The sequence below is a fragment of the Arthrobacter sp. StoSoilB5 genome (assembly GCF_019977235.1).
In the GTDB taxonomy this organism is placed as follows: Bacteria; Actinomycetota; Actinomycetes; order Actinomycetales; family Micrococcaceae; genus Arthrobacter.
The window spans coordinates 4,781,357-4,795,386 of sequence record NZ_AP024646.1; the positions used below are offsets into that span (position 1 = coordinate 4,781,357).

Genomic DNA, 14,030 nt, shown 5'->3' on the forward strand with positions numbered 1-14,030 from the left:
CTATCGTGACAGGGTGAGCACTGAACAATCCGCACCAAACAGGCCTCCTGTCATGGAGGACGTCGCCCGCGTTGCCGGCGTTTCCCACCAAACTGTGTCCCGTGTTCTGAACAACCACCCCAACGTGAGCTCAAAGACCCGGGAGCGCGTTGAGCAGGCAATCACTGAACTTGGCTACCGCCGCAACACCGCTGCACGCAGCCTGGTGACCCGACGCTCCCAGACCATCGGCGTGCTGGGCAGCGAGTTGGCGCAGTACGGCCCGTCCCATACCCTCCTCGGAGTGCAGCAGGCGGCCAGGGACGCAGGCTATTTTGTCAGCGTCGCCGGTTTGCGGGAAGTCACGCCTGAAACCATCAAGGACGCAATGGCCCACTTCATGGACCAAGGCGTGGACGGCATCGTTGTGACAGTGCCGCACCCTGGGACCTTTGACGTCCTCAAGGACATCACCACCCAGGTGCCTTTGGTTGCTGTCGGTTCCGTTGGCGACGAAATGCTCACCGGGGCCACGGTGGACCAACGCGAAGGGGCGCGGCTTGCCGTCCAACACCTCCTGGAGCTGGGGCACAAGCGAATCGGCCACCTGTCTGGACCTGCCGATTGGATCGACGCCGCTGCCCGGACAGAAGGCTGGCGCGATGCCCTCGCCGAGGCAGGGCTCGAACCCGGCACCCTGATCCAGGGTGACTGGAGCGCCGAATGCGGCTACCGCGAAGGCCTGAAAATCGCCGCCGAGCGTTCCGTGACCGCACTGTTCGTAGCCAACGACCAGATGGCGCTGGGGGTCCTCCGGGCTTTCAGCGAAGGCGGCGTGCAGGTCCCGGGGGACATCAGCGTGGTGGGCTTCGACGATCAACCCGAGTCCGCGTACTTCATTCCGCCGCTGACTACTGTTGCGCAGGACTTTGAGGAGCTCGGCCAGCGCTGCATCGGCTTGCTGCTGGATCGTCTGGAGACCGGCGACACCGGTACGCCCGCCACAGTGAAGCCCCGCCTGATCATCCGGGCCACCACAGCGCCCCCCGTCACCACCTAACCCAACTAGGTCGCAGCTGAGCGCGTTTTGAGCACGCAAAACGCGCTCAACTGCGACCTAGTTGGGTCAGAGTGTCTGAAACAGTCCCACATGACGCCCATCCTCTTGACATCAAAGTTGTGAGCGCTAACAATTGCATCAGACCTTCTTCGTTTCTTCCACCCCAACCCCCCGGCAATGAGGCCTTGGCCAGCCGGATGGAGACCCCATGAATACCTCTGAAAATCTCCCGCTCGACGAGCAGTTCGTCATCGGCGTGGACTACGGCACCCTGTCCGGTCGCGCCGTCGTTGTGCGTGTCTCGGACGGTGCGGAACTCGGCAACGGCGTGTTCGAATACCCGCACGCTGTCGTATCCGAGCGGCTGCCCACAACTGGCCAGCGGCTCCCCGCCGACTGGGCGCTCCAAGTGCCCAACGACTACCGCGACGTCCTGCGCAATGCAGTACCGGCCGCCGTCGCCGATGCTGGGATCAACCCCGCCAACGTGGTGGGCATCGCTACGGACTTCACCGCTTGCACCATGGTCCCGACGACGGCGGACGGCACGCCGCTGAACGAACTGGAACGCTTCGCGGACCGTCCCCACGCTTACGTAAAGCTGTGGCGCCACCACGCGGCCCAACCACAGGCCGACCGCATCAACAAGCTCGCCGAGGAACGCGGGGAGGCCTGGCTTCCCCGATATGGCGGCCTGATCTCTTCGGAATGGGAGTTCGCCAAGGGCCTGCAGCTCCTTGAAGAGGACCCCGAAGTTTATGGCGCCATGGACCATTGGGTTGAAGCGGCCGACTGGATCGTCTGGCAGCTGTGCGGCAGCTACGTACGCAACGCATGCACCGCTGGTTACAAGGGCATCTACCAGGACGGCAAGTACCCGTCGGAAGATTTCCTCGCCGCGCTCAATCCTGATTTCAAGGGCTTCGTGTCCGAAAAGCTGGAGCACACCATCGGCCGATTGGGCGATGCCGCCGGGTACCTCACAGAAGAGGCTGCCGCCTGGACCGGACTCCCGGCCGGAATCGCAGTGGCGGTCGGCAACGTGGACGCCCACGTCACCGCACCCGCTGCCAACGCTGTTGAGCCGGGGCAGCTCGTGGCCATCATGGGCACCAGCACTTGCCACGTCATGAACGGCGACGTCCTGCGCGAAGTCCCTGGCATGTGTGGGGTTGTCGACGGCGGCATTGTTGACGGTCTCTGGGGTTACGAAGCGGGACAGTCCGGAGTTGGGGACATCTTCGGCTGGTTCACCAAGAACGGCGTCCCTCCCGAGTACCACCAGGCCGCGGCCGAAGAGGGCCTCGGCATCCACGAATACCTCACTGAACTTGCTGGCAAGCAGGCCATTGGCGAGCACGGCCTGATCGCCCTGGACTGGCACTCCGGAAACCGTTCGGTGTTGGTGGACCACGAGCTTTCCGGCGTCGTGGTGGGCCAAACCCTGGCCACAAAGCCCGAGGACACGTACAGGGCGCTGCTGGAGGCCACTGCTTTCGGTACCCGCACCATCGTGGATGCGTTCCGCGATTCGGGTGTGCCCGTCAAGGAATTCATCGTTGCCGGCGGTCTCCTGAAGAACAAGTTCCTGATGCAGGTCTATGCGGACATCACCGGACTTCAGCTCTCTACGATCGGCTCAGAGCAGGGACCCGCACTCGGCTCCGCAATCCACGCAGCTGTAGCGGCCGGAAAGTACAAGGACATCCGCCAAGCTGCTGCATCCATGGCAGCGGCCCCGGGCGCTGTCTACACGCCAATCCCGGAGAACGTCACCGCCTACGAGGAACTCTTCCAGGAATACCGGGCCCTGCACGACTACTTCGGCCGCGGCACCAACAGCGTCATGCACCGCCTCAAGGCTATTCAGCGTGCTGCACATGCCACCATCACCGAAGGGGTCAACGCATGAGCACCCTCCTGGAAACCATCGCCAAAGTCCGCCGCGAAGTCTGCGAACTGCACGCCGAGCTGACCCGCTACAAGCTGGTTGTTTGGACTGCGGGCAACGTCTCCGGCCGGATCCCCGGCTACGACCTCATGGTCATCAAGCCCTCAGGCGTCTCCTATGACGAGCTGACGCCTGAGCAAATGGTGGTCACGGATCTCTTTGGGACTCCCGTCAGGGGCATCAACATCGGAAGCGGTGGGACCGTGGACTGGGGGAACCCGGACCTCTCGCCATCATCGGACACTGCAGCACATGCCTACGTCTACCGTCACATGCCGGAGGTCGGCGGTGTGGTGCACACCCATTCCACGTATGCCACTGCCTGGGCCGCCCGTGGCGAGGAGATCCCGTGCGTGCTGACCATGATGGGCGATGAGTTCGGCGGTCCGATCCCGGTAGGCCCTTTCGCGCTGATCGGAGACGATTCGATCGGACAGGGCATCGTGGAGACCCTCAAGAACTCCCACTCCCCCGCAGTGCTCATGCAGAACCACGGCCCCTTCACCATCGGCAAGGACGCCAGGTCCGCGGTGAAGGCTGCCGTGATGTGCGAGGAAGTGGCAAAGACGGTCCACGTCTCCCGACAACTCGGCGAGCCGCTCCCCATTGACCAGGCCAAGATCGAGTCGCTCTACAACCGCTACCAAAACGTCTACGGCCGCTAAAGCGGACGTCCACCACACTTTCAGGAGCCATGAAAATGCCCACCGCCAACAACACTTCCCTGGAGCACTACGAGGTCTGGTTCCTCACGGGAAGCCAGCACCTCTACGGCGAGGACGTCCTCAAGCAGGTCGCAGCGCAGTCGCAGGAGATCGCCAACGTCCTCAACGCATCCTCGGACGTACCCGTCAAGCTCGTCTGGAAGCCGGTCCTCACCGATTCCGACGCCATCCGTCGCACCGCACTGGAGGCGAACTCCGACGATTCCGTGATCGGTGTGACCGCGTGGATGCACACGTTCAGCCCGGCCAAGATGTGGATCCAGGGCCTGGACGCGTTGCGCAAACCGCTGCTGCACCTGCACACGCAGGCCAACCGTGACCTGCCTTGGGCGGACATCGACTTCGACTTCATGAACCTCAACCAGGCAGCCCACGGCGACCGCGAATTCGGGTACATCCAGTCCCGTCTCGGCGTGCCGCGGAAGACCGTCGTCGGGCATGTCTCCAACCCGGAGGTCGCCCGCCAGGTGGGCGCGTGGCAGCGCGCTTCGGCCGGTTGGGCCGCCGTCAGGACCCTGAAACTGACACGCTTTGGTGACAACATGCGCAACGTAGCAGTCACCGAAGGCGACAAGACCGAAGCCGAGCTGCGTTTCGGCGTCTCCGTCAACACCTGGTCCGTCAATGAGCTCGCCGACGCCGTCCACGGCGCCGCAGAGTCCGACGTCGCCGCCCTGGTTGCCGAATACGAGCGCCTTTACGAGGTGGTGCCGGAGCTGCAGGCAGGCGGTGCCCGCCACGAGTCGCTGCGGTACAGCGCACGGATCGAACTCGGTCTCCGCAGCTTCCTGGAGGCGAACGGCTCGGCCGCGTTTACGACGTCGTTCGAGGACTTGGGCGAGCTGCGCCAACTTCCCGGCATGGCAGTCCAGCGCCTGATGGCTGACGGCTACGGCTTTGGCGCCGAGGGCGACTGGAAGACCGCCATTCTTGTCCGCGCCGCCAAGGTCATGGGTGCCGGGCTGCCCGGTGGCGCCTCGCTCATGGAGGACTACACGTACCACCTTGAGCCCGGCTCGGAGAAGATCCTGGGCGCGCACATGCTCGAAGTCTGCCCGTCCCTGACTGCGAAGAAGCCGCGCGTCGAGATCCACCCGCTGGGCATTGGTGGCAAGGAAGACCCCGTCCGCATGGTGTTCGACACGGACGCCGGCCCGGGTATTGTGGTCGCTTTGTCCGACATGCGCGATCGGTTCCGGTTGGTCGCGAACGTGGTGGACGTCGTGGACCTCGACCAGCCCCTGCCCAACCTTCCGGTGGCCCGCGCTTTGTGGGAGCCCAAGCCCAATTTCGCTACGTCGGCCGCAGCGTGGCTCACCGCTGGCGCCGCGCACCACACGGTACTCTCCACGCAGGTTGGCCTGGAGGTGTTCGAAGACTTCGCCGAAATCGCCAGGACTGAGCTCCTGACCATCGACGAGGACACCACCATCAAACAATTCAAGAAGGAACTCAACTGGAACGCCGCCTACTACAAACTGGCCGGCGGCCTGTGAGTACCGAGTTCATCCTCCGATCGGGCGGCTACGAAGCGGTCGTCACCGCCCGGGCGGCCGCCCTTCGGAGGCTCACGTTCGAGGGCCGCGACCTCGTGGTTCCCTCCGCTGCCGGCGAACCAATCCCGGACTATCGCGGCATCATCGCAGCGCCGTGGCCCAACAGGATCGCGGACGGCACCTACCGTTTCGACGGCAAGATGCAACACCTGCCGATCAACGAACCCGAGCGGCAAACGTCGCTGCACGGCCTCGCCTTCCCGCTGGATTGGTCGCTGAAAGAGCACGACGCCGGTTCGCTCACTTTGACGTGCACGGTGGGGCCCACGGCGGGCTATCCGTTTGTGCTGGAGCTCGACGCCCACTTCGTGCTGGACGATGGTGGGCTGCACACGCGGGTGACGGCACGGAATGCAGGGGACTCTGCGGCACCCTACGGAGTGTGTCCGCACCCGTACCTTGTGGCCGGCTCCTCGCCGTTGGATGAGTGGATCCTGAATTTTGCTGCGGATTCATTCTTGGAGGTCACTCCGGACAGGCTGCTTCCCCTGAACGTTGCGAGCGTGGAAGGCCATGCCTTCGACTTCCGCACACCGCGGCCCATCGGCAGCACCGAAATCGACCACGCCTTCACCGGCATAACGTTCGACGGCGGGCTGGCGCGGCTCTCGCTGCGGGACCCGGCGGGCACCGGCGTCGGGATGTCCTGGGACGAAAGTTGTTCGTGGCTGCAGATCCATACGGCAGACAAGCCAGCACCAATTCCGGGCCGGCTGGGCCTGGCGGTGGAGCCGATGACCTGCCCGCCCGACGCCTTCAACAGCGGCACTGACCTGATCCGGCTGGAACCCGGCACTGAGCACACTGCTGCGTGGAGCATCTACGCCCTCTAGTCACCCAACTAAGTAGCACTAGCGCGCGTTTTGAGCTGTCAAAACGCGCACTACTGCGACCTACTTGGGGGCGCCGGCCGTGCTTTGGCGCACCACGAGCTCCGGCGTGAACACCACGGCACGGTGTTTGGTGCCGCCACTCTCCTGTTCCTCCGCGAGCAGCTCGATCGCCGTGCGGCCAAGGGCCTCGGTGGGCTGGCGGATGGAGGACAAAGGCACGACGGCGGAAATCGCGAAGTCGATGTCGTCGTAGCCAATCAGGGCAATGTCCTCGGGGATTTTCACAGTGCGCAACATGGTCAACGACTGCATGACGCCCAGTGCCAGGAGGTCGTTGGAGCAGAAGACGGCCTCTGGCCTCAGTTCCGGCTCGCGCTCCACCAAAGCATTGCCCACTTGTCGTCCCGCCAGGACCGTCTGTCCGGCGGAGTCGAGGACCTCAATAGTGGCACCCTTTACTTCTGCTACGGCACGCTGCGCGCCGGTAAGTCGGTTGGCCACCTGGCGAATTGATGGGGTGCCGACAAAAGCCAGACGACGGCGGCCCGTGTCCAGCAGGTGCCTGGCAGCCAGATAGCCACCTTCCTGGTCATCCACGGAGACCGAGCTGCAGCGGTCCGTATCCGCAAGTTCGTCCACGAGCACAGTGGGAACGCCGCGTTCGCGGAGGGTGTCGATCCGATCGCCAACATCCCCAACGGGCGAAATGAGCAGTCCTTGGACTCGCTGTTCCTGGAACAGGTCCATGTAGTGCGCTTCGCGGGAAGCATCCTGGCCGCTGTCCCCTACCAACACCACGCTGCCCAGGGCCGTGGCGGCATCCTCGGCCGCGCGGGCCACCGAGGAGAAGAAGGGGTTCCCGACGTCCAGCACGATCAGCCCGATTGTCCGGCTCTGTCCCGCCCTGAGTTGGCGGGCAGCATCATTGCGCACGAAGCCGAGTTCAGCGATGGATTTGAGGACGCGCTCCTTGGTCCGTTGGGACACCCTGTCCGGGTAGTTCAGCACGTTGGAAACAGTTCCCACGGCTACTTGGGCGTGGGTGGCAACGTCTTTGATGCTCGCTGTTTGGGACATGCTTTCCAATCTCCGCTGTTGTGATCGATCTGCAGGAAACGCCTTGACACCCCCCTTCGTGCGAGGGTAATTTGAATCGTAACAAATGAAACGATTCAAAGACGAGTGACCTGGAGAACCGCACATGAGGGTCTGTTTCCGCTCTTCCGTCCAGCCGGAGTTGATGGACGAATACAAGCTTCGCCATGCAGCCGTCTGGCCGGAAATGCTGCGCGCCCTCAAGGACGCGGGCTGGAACAACTACTCGTTGTTCCTGGCTCCCGATGGTCAACTCATCGGTTATCTGGAATGCGACGACTACCAAGCCGCTCAAGCCCGGATGGCCCTGACGGACGTCAACGCCCGCTGGCAGGCCGAGATGGCCACGCTGTTCGCGAACAGCGAGCTCCCGCCGGACCAAGGCTTCGAAATCGTCGAAGAAGTTTTCAACCTTGAGGACCAACTGGCCACCGCGGGCGTCGTCATAGGTGACCCCGCCGCCGCACACATAAACAAAGACTCAGCCCACGATTACCAGAAGGAACAAGCATGAACACCACAGAATCGGCCCTGGGCCGTCTCGGGGAACTGGCCATTGAAGTGCCGTCCTGGGCCTACGGAAACTCCGGGACCCGGTTCAAGGTCTTCGGCACCCCGGGTACTCCGCGCACCGTCCAGGAAAAGATTGCCGACGCCGCCAAGGTCCACGAGCTCACCGGTCTGGCTCCAACTGTTGCCCTCCACATTCCTTGGGACAAGGTGGACGACTACTCCGCCCTGCGCGAGTACGCCGCGCGCTTGGGCGTTGGACTGGGCACCATCAACTCCAACACGTTCCAGGATGACGAATACAAGTTCGGCTCGCTGACATCCTCCAACGAGTCCGTGCGCCGCCGCGCGATCGATCACCACCTGGAATGCATCGAGATCATGCACGCCACAGGGTCCAAGGACCTGAAGATCTGGCTGGCGGATGGCACCAACTACCCGGGCCAGGACGATATCCGCGGCCGCCAGGACCGCCTGGCCGAGTCCCTCCAGGAAATCTACGCAGGCCTCGGTGACGAGCAGCGCCTGGTGCTGGAGTACAAGTTCTTCGAGCCGGCTTTCTATCACACCGATGTTCCGGACTGGGGGACGTCCTACGCGCAGACCCTGGCTTTAGGGCAGAAGGCGTTCGTTTGCCTGGACACCGGCCATCACGCACCGGGCACCAACATCGAGTTCATCGTGATGCAGCTGCTGCGCCTGGGCAAGCTGGGTTCCTTCGACTTCAACTCCCGCTTCTACGCCGACGATGACCTGATTGTTGGCGCGGCTGATCCGTTCCAGCTGTTCCGGATTATGCATGAGGTCATCCGTGGTGGCGGCTTCGGTAAGGATTCCGGCGTCGCACTGATGCTGGACCAGTGCCACAACCTTGAAGAGAAAATCCCGGGCCAGATCCGCTCGGTCCTGAACGTCCAGGAAATGACGGCCCGTGCCCTGCTCGTGGACACCGCTGCATTGTCCGAAGCGCAGCGTGCCGGGGATGTCCTGGCCGCCAACGGCATCTTCAACGATGCCTTCTACACCGACGTCCGCCCGGTCCTGGCCGAGTGGCGCGAATCCCGCGGCCTGCCCGCCGACCCGATCGCTGCCTACAAGGCCAGCGGTTACCAGAAGAAGATCAACGAGGACCGCGCAGGCGGCCAGCAAGCCGGATGGGGCGCTTAAGAGCATGACCACGAATAAGACTGTTGAAGACCTGATTTCCCGTTCCAACCGCCTTGGCGCGGATAAGCGGAATACCAACTTCGCCGGCGGCAACACCTCCGCCAAAGGCACCGAGAAGGACCCCGTCACGGGCCAGGACGTCGAACTCCTCTGGGTCAAGGGCTCCGGCGGCGACCTCGGCACGCTCAAGGCCGAGAACCTTGCTGTCCTCCGGCTTGACCGGTTGCAGGCACTGAAGGATGTTTACCCCGGCGTCGAGCGCGAAGACGAAATGGTGGCCGCGTTCGATTACTGCCTGCACGGCAAGGGCGGCGCCGCGCCGTCGATCGATACTGCCATGCACGGGCTGGTGGACGCTGCCCACGTTGACCACCTGCACCCGGACTCGGGCATCGCGATTGCGACGGCGGTGGACGGCGAAGCGCTGACGTCCAAGGTGTTCGGCGACAAAGTGGTGTGGGTTCCGTGGCGTCGTCCCGGTTTCCAGTTGGGCCTGGACATCGCCGCGATCAAGGAAGCCAACCCGCAGGCCATCGGCACCATCCTTGGGGGCCACGGCATCACCGCGTGGGGCGCCACGAGCGAAGAGGCCGAGGCCAACTCGCTCTGGATCATCGATACGGCCGAGAAGTTCATCGCGGAGAACGGCAAGGCCGAGCCCTTCGGTGCCAAGCTCCCGGGCTACGGCGCCCTCCCGGAAGCTGAGCGCAAAGCCAAGGCAGCCGCCCTCGCTCCCGTGATCCGCGGCTTGGCCTCCACGGACAAACCGCAACTGGGGCACTTCAGCGATGACCCCGTCGTACTTGAATTCCTTGCCTCCGCGGAGCACCCGCGGCTCGGCGCGCTGGGCACCTCCTGCCCGGACCACTTCCTGCGCACCAAGGTCAAGCCCCTGGTCCTGGACCTGCCCGCCGATGCCTCGATCGAAGACTCGGTGGCCCGGCTCAAGGAACTGCACGCCGCGTACCGCGAGGACTACCAGGCGTACTACGACCGTCATGCTGACGAGAACAGCCCTGCTCTCCGTGGCGCGGACCCGGCCATCGTGCTGGTCCCCGGCGTGGGCATGTTCTCGTTCGGCAAGGACAAGCAGACCGCACGCGTGGCCGGCGAGTTCTACATCAACGCCATCAACGTGATGCGCGGCGCCGAGGCCATCTCCACCTACGCCCCGATCGAGGAATCCGAGAAGTTCCGCATCGAGTACTGGGCCTTGGAAGAAGCCAAGCTCGCCCGCATGCCCAAGCCAAAGTCCCACGCCACGCGCATCGCGCTGGTGACCGGTGCGGCGTCGGGAATTGGCAAGGCGATCGCTACCCGGTTGGCGTCCGACGGCGCATGTGTAGTGATTGCCGACCTGAACCTTGAGAACGCGCAAAAGGTAGCCGAGGAACTGGGCGGTTCCGACGTCGCCATCGGTGTCCAGGCCGACGTGACCGACGAAGCCCAGATCGCTGCCGCGATCCAGGAAGCTGTACTCGCGTTCGGTGGCTTGGACCTGGTGGTCAACAACGCCGGCCTGTCCATCTCCAAGCCGCTGCTGGAAACCACCGAGAAGGACTGGGACCTGCAGCACAACGTCATGGCCAAGGGCTCCTTCCTGGTCTCCAAGGCCGCGGCCAAGGTCATGATCGATCAGGGCATGGGCGGAGACATCATCTACATCTCCTCCAAGAACTCCGTGTTCGCCGGTCCGAACAACATCGCCTACTCCGCCACCAAGGCAGACCAGGCACACCAGGTCCGCCTGCTCGCCGCGGAACTGGGTGAGTACGGCATCCGCGTCAACGGCATCAACCCCGACGGCGTGGTCCGCGGCTCCGGTATCTTCGCCGGCGGCTGGGGCGCCAAGCGCGCCGCGGTCTACGGCGTGGACGAGCAGGAACTGGGCAAGTACTACGCCCAGCGAACCCTCCTCAAGCGCGAAGTCCTCCCCGAACACGTCGCCAACGCAGCGTCCGTGCTCACCAGCAACGAGCTCTCCCACACCACCGGCCTCCACATCCCCGTGGACGCTGGCGTGGCAGCAGCCTTCCTCCGCTAGGACCAACAGTGACCAACGGAACCACCACGAACACCGCCCCGGCACTCGCCGGGGCGGTGTCCTCTCAGAGCGTGTTCGCAGCCATCGACATCGGGGCCTCCTCCGGCCGCGTCATGCTCGGCCGCGTCTCACCCAGCTCCGGCGTTTCCCTCGAGACCATCCACCGCTTCCCCAACGGGGTGGTGGAGCTCGACGGCGGCCTCCACTGGGACTTCGACGCCCTCTTCGTTGAGGTACTCAAGGGGTTGGCCGCTGCCGCTGCTGTAGCGCAGGAAAACGGCGAGCGCATCGCGAGCATCGGCATCGACACCTGGGCCGTCGACTACGGCTTGGTCAATAAGGCCGGGGAACTCGTCTCTGTTCCTTACAGCTACCGGGACGAGCGCGGCCGCGGCACCGTGCAACGAGTGCATTCGGTCATTGACCCTGCCCGTCTCTACGCCACCACGGGCTTGCAGTACCTCCAGTTCAACACCGTTTACCAACTCGCGGCCGAACCGAATCTGGACGGCTTGCAGGCGCTGCTCATTCCGGACCTGATCGCGTTCCTGCTCACGGGCGAGCGTCGCACCGAGGCCACGAACGCTTCCACCACGGGGCTCTTTGACGCTGTTGCGGGAGAGTGGGCCACAGAGTTCCTGGACGCATTGGGCCTGCCTCGGAAGATCTTCCCGCCCCTGATCCAGCCCGGCGAAACCGTGGGCGCGCTGCTGCCGGCGATCCTGGAGCAAACGGGCCTGGACGCCGATACCACGGTGGTGGCCGTCGGTTCGCACGACACTGCTTCGGCCGTAGCAGCTGTGCCCGCGCAGGACCAAGACTTCGCCTATATCTCCTCCGGTACGTGGTCGCTCGTGGGGGTGGAACTCCCCCATCCCGTCCTGACCGAAGCCAGCCGCAAGGCCAACTTCACCAACGAGCGCGGCGTGGACGGCACCATCCGCTACCTTCGCAACGTCGGCGGGCTCTGGCTGCTGAGTGAATGCCAACGCTCGTGGGCAGCCCAAGGCTTCAGCCAATCGCTGACTTCATTGCTCGACGCCGCGGCAGCACTCCCCGCCGGCGGACCGCAGATCAACGCCGACGATCCCGTCTTCACCGCGCCGGACAACATGCCGGACCGCATCCGCTCAGCCGCGCGCAACACCGGTGCACTGCTCCCGGACCGGCCCGCCGCCGTCGTGCGTTGCATTATGGACAGCCTCGCGGCCGGTTACGCCCGGACAATGGCCGACGCCGAACGGCTCACCGGACGCAGCACCAGCGTGGTGCACATCGTGGGTGGCGGTTCACAGAACCGGCTCCTGTGCCAGCTCACGGCAGATGCGACAGGCAAACCCGTAGTCGCCGGCCCCGTTGAGGCAACGGCACTGGGCAACGTCCTGATGCAGGCCCGCGCTGCGGGTGTAGTCGAAGGTGGGCTGGCTGAGCTGCGCGAACTCGTGGCCGCGGGAACCCGGCTGGAACGCTACGAGCCGGCCGCCGAACGTCTGGTACGTCACAGCGCCGGATGAGGGTGCCGCGCTAAACTGATCGCATTATGATCCGCACAATGTTCAAGTCCAAGATCCACCGTGCAACGGTGACCCATGCCGATCTTCATTACGTTGGTTCGGTCACTGTCGACCTTGACCTCCTTGACGCGGCTGACATCCTTCCGGGCGAACTCGTCTCCATCGTAGATGTGACCAACGGCGCCCGGCTGGAGACCTACACCATCGCCGGCGAGCGCGGTTCCGGCGTCATCGGGATCAACGGCGCTGCTGCCCACCAGGTTCACGTAGGGGATGTCGTCATCCTCATCACCTACGCCGAGATGACCACCGAGGAGGCCCGCGCTTACGAGCCCAGGGTTGTCCACGTCGGACGGGACAACAAGATCCTGCAGCTCGGCAACGACCCCGCCGAGGGCCACACCCCCGGGCTCATGCGGCCCCCGCACGCCCTTAGCAACGCGGCCCACCTCAGCAGCTGAACCGGCCAAAGCTACGCCCGACGTCGGCACTCAAGTGAGTGCCGACGTCGCTCGCTTAATGTCCGCATGACGGAACTCTCGCCAGAAAACGCTTACTCAGCACGTGAATGTGGCTAGGCTGTTGTTCGTGACCCAACATCTCCCCGCCAGCACGCCCTCATGATCGGCGTCCTGTCAGGGTTTTTCGTGGTGTGGGCCATCATCCTGGTGGGCATGTTCGTGGGACGTCGTGGGATCCTGGGCGAGAATGCCCGCTCCGTCCTGAGCTCGTTGACGTTCTTCGTCGCAAGCCCGGCCCTGCTTTTTGAAACTCTGAGCAAGGCGAAGCTGCACGAGGTGTTTGCCGCTCCGCTGCTGGTCACCGCCGTGGGTGCCATCATCACGGGCCTGCTGTTCTTCCTGATCGTGAAGTTCTGGCTGAAGCGCACCATGCCCGAGGCCCTGATGTCATCAATGAGTGCATCACTGGCAAACTCCGCGAACCTGGGCATTCCGATTGCGGTGTTTGTCCTGGGTGACGCGAGCTACGTTGCGCCGCTCCTGATCTTCCAACTCGCGTTCTTCACACCCCTGTACTTGATGGCCCTCGACGCCAGCACGAGTACCCACCGCACCACTCCCCTGCGTTTCCTGCTGATGATCGTGAAGAACCCGATGATCGTGGGCTCGGGGCTTGGACTTCTTGTGGCAGGAACTGGTTTCCAGGTGCCCACGCTCATTCTGGAGCCGATCCACCTGATTGGCGGCGCCGCGATTCCGGCCATGTTGATGGCGTTCGGCATGAGCCTGAACGGATCAAGGCCTTTGCAAAAGGATGCCGGACGCCGCTTGGACACGCTGCTGGCCAGCGGGTTCAAGCTGTTCATACACCCGTCCATCGCCTACGTGTTTTCCCGTTTTGCCCTGGGTATGGACGGGCACGCCTTGTTCGCCGTGGTGGTGACGGCAGCGCTCCCGACGGCCCAGAACGTGTTTGTCGCCGCCACACGCTACCGCGCCGGCATCACGGTCGCGAAGGACACGGTGCTCATCACGACAATCGTCGCGGTGCCTGCGATGATCGCCGTGGCGCTGCTCCTCACCTAAAAGGCCGTCCGCCCAACTAGGTCGCAGTTAACGCCGTTTAGAGGCGTCA

12 protein-coding genes are annotated in these 14,030 nt (G+C 64.0%); 11 read left to right on the forward strand and 1 reads right to left on the reverse strand.

Annotated features, from left to right (window positions below; genetic code table 11):
• Positions 1-52 precede the first annotated feature (52 nt).
• The 5 genes from LDN75_RS21700 to LDN75_RS21720 all read left to right on the forward strand — a co-directional run bounded on the left by LDN75_RS21700 (position 53) and on the right by LDN75_RS21720 (position 6,104).
• Positions 53-1,039, forward strand: a complete 987-nt coding sequence (locus LDN75_RS21700; protein ID WP_223934743.1) for a LacI family DNA-binding transcriptional regulator — start codon at positions 53-55, stop codon at positions 1,037-1,039.
• 208 nt (positions 1,040-1,247) lie between these two features.
• The gene (araB, locus tag LDN75_RS21705) at positions 1,248-2,951 is read left to right on the forward strand and encodes a ribulokinase (RefSeq protein ID WP_223934744.1); all 1,704 of its coding nucleotides are present in this window, start codon (positions 1,248-1,250) and stop codon (positions 2,949-2,951) included.
• Positions 2,948-3,655 carry an L-ribulose-5-phosphate 4-epimerase gene (locus LDN75_RS21710; protein ID WP_223934745.1) on the forward strand — a complete coding sequence of 236 codons (708 nt, stop codon included), beginning with the start codon at positions 2,948-2,950 and terminating at the stop codon, positions 3,653-3,655. Before araB ends, LDN75_RS21710 begins: the two co-directional genes overlap by 4 nt.
• Positions 3,656-3,690: 35 nt before the next feature.
• Positions 3,691-5,211 (forward strand): L-arabinose isomerase, encoded by a 1,521-nt coding sequence (araA, locus tag LDN75_RS21715; protein WP_223937663.1) that lies wholly within the window; start codon positions 3,691-3,693, stop codon positions 5,209-5,211.
• Positions 5,208-6,104, forward strand: coding sequence for an aldose 1-epimerase family protein (locus LDN75_RS21720; RefSeq protein WP_223934746.1), 897 nt, complete (start codon positions 5,208-5,210; stop codon positions 6,102-6,104). Before araA ends, LDN75_RS21720 begins: the two co-directional genes overlap by 4 nt.
• A gap of 60 nt (positions 6,105-6,164) precedes the next feature.
• Here LDN75_RS21720 and LDN75_RS21725 read toward each other — a convergent pair whose 3' ends face one another.
• Positions 6,165-7,181 (reverse strand): LacI family DNA-binding transcriptional regulator, encoded by a 1,017-nt coding sequence (locus LDN75_RS21725; RefSeq protein WP_223934747.1) that lies wholly within the window; start codon positions 7,179-7,181, stop codon positions 6,165-6,167.
• Positions 7,182-7,305: 124 nt separating this feature from the next.
• Between LDN75_RS21725 and LDN75_RS21730 the strand changes: the two genes are divergently transcribed.
• From LDN75_RS21730 to LDN75_RS21755, 6 genes are all read left to right on the forward strand, one after another.
• Complete coding sequence (locus LDN75_RS21730) at positions 7,306-7,713, forward strand: L-rhamnose mutarotase (RefSeq protein WP_223934748.1); 408 nt, start codon at positions 7,306-7,308, stop codon at positions 7,711-7,713.
• Positions 7,710-8,876 carry an L-rhamnose isomerase gene (rhaI, locus tag LDN75_RS21735; protein WP_223934749.1) on the forward strand — a complete coding sequence of 389 codons (1,167 nt, stop codon included), beginning with the start codon at positions 7,710-7,712 and terminating at the stop codon, positions 8,874-8,876. Before LDN75_RS21730 ends, rhaI begins: the two co-directional genes overlap by 4 nt.
• 4 nt (positions 8,877-8,880) lie before the next feature.
• A complete protein-coding gene (locus LDN75_RS21740; protein ID WP_223934750.1) occupies positions 8,881-10,920 on the forward strand; it encodes a bifunctional aldolase/short-chain dehydrogenase in 2,040 nt (679 codons plus the stop codon).
• An 8-nt stretch (positions 10,921-10,928) separates the two neighbouring features.
• Entirely contained in the window at positions 10,929-12,434 is a 1,506-nt protein-coding gene (locus LDN75_RS21745) for a rhamnulokinase family protein (RefSeq protein WP_223934751.1), read from the forward strand.
• Between the two features lie 26 nt (positions 12,435-12,460).
• Positions 12,461-12,895 (forward strand): aspartate 1-decarboxylase, encoded by a 435-nt coding sequence (gene panD, locus LDN75_RS21750; protein ID WP_223934752.1) that lies wholly within the window; start codon positions 12,461-12,463, stop codon positions 12,893-12,895.
• A gap of 159 nt (positions 12,896-13,054) precedes the next feature.
• Complete coding sequence (locus LDN75_RS21755; RefSeq protein ID WP_223934753.1) at positions 13,055-13,981, forward strand: AEC family transporter; 927 nt, start codon at positions 13,055-13,057, stop codon at positions 13,979-13,981.
• Positions 13,982-14,030 lie beyond the last annotated feature (49 nt).

Coding starts and splice junctions, on each gene's coding strand:
- LDN75_RS21700 (WP_223934743.1), top strand. CDS start 53: ATGGAGGACGTCGCCCGCGTTGCCGGCGTTTCCCACCAAACTGTGTCC.
- araB (WP_223934744.1), top strand. CDS start 1,248: ATGAATACCTCTGAAAATCTCCCGCTCGACGAGCAGTTCGTCATCGGC.
- LDN75_RS21710 (WP_223934745.1), top strand. CDS start 2,948: ATGAGCACCCTCCTGGAAACCATCGCCAAAGTCCGCCGCGAAGTCTGC.
- araA (WP_223937663.1), top strand. CDS start 3,691: ATGCCCACCGCCAACAACACTTCCCTGGAGCACTACGAGGTCTGGTTC.
- LDN75_RS21725 (WP_223934747.1), bottom strand. CDS start 7,181: ATGTCCCAAACAGCGAGCATCAAAGACGTTGCCACCCACGCCCAAGTA.
- LDN75_RS21730 (WP_223934748.1), top strand. CDS start 7,306: ATGAGGGTCTGTTTCCGCTCTTCCGTCCAGCCGGAGTTGATGGACGAA.
- rhaI (WP_223934749.1), top strand. CDS start 7,710: ATGAACACCACAGAATCGGCCCTGGGCCGTCTCGGGGAACTGGCCATT.
- LDN75_RS21740 (WP_223934750.1), top strand. CDS start 8,881: ATGACCACGAATAAGACTGTTGAAGACCTGATTTCCCGTTCCAACCGC.
- panD (WP_223934752.1), top strand. CDS start 12,461: ATGATCCGCACAATGTTCAAGTCCAAGATCCACCGTGCAACGGTGACC.
- LDN75_RS21755 (WP_223934753.1), top strand. CDS start 13,055: ATGATCGGCGTCCTGTCAGGGTTTTTCGTGGTGTGGGCCATCATCCTG.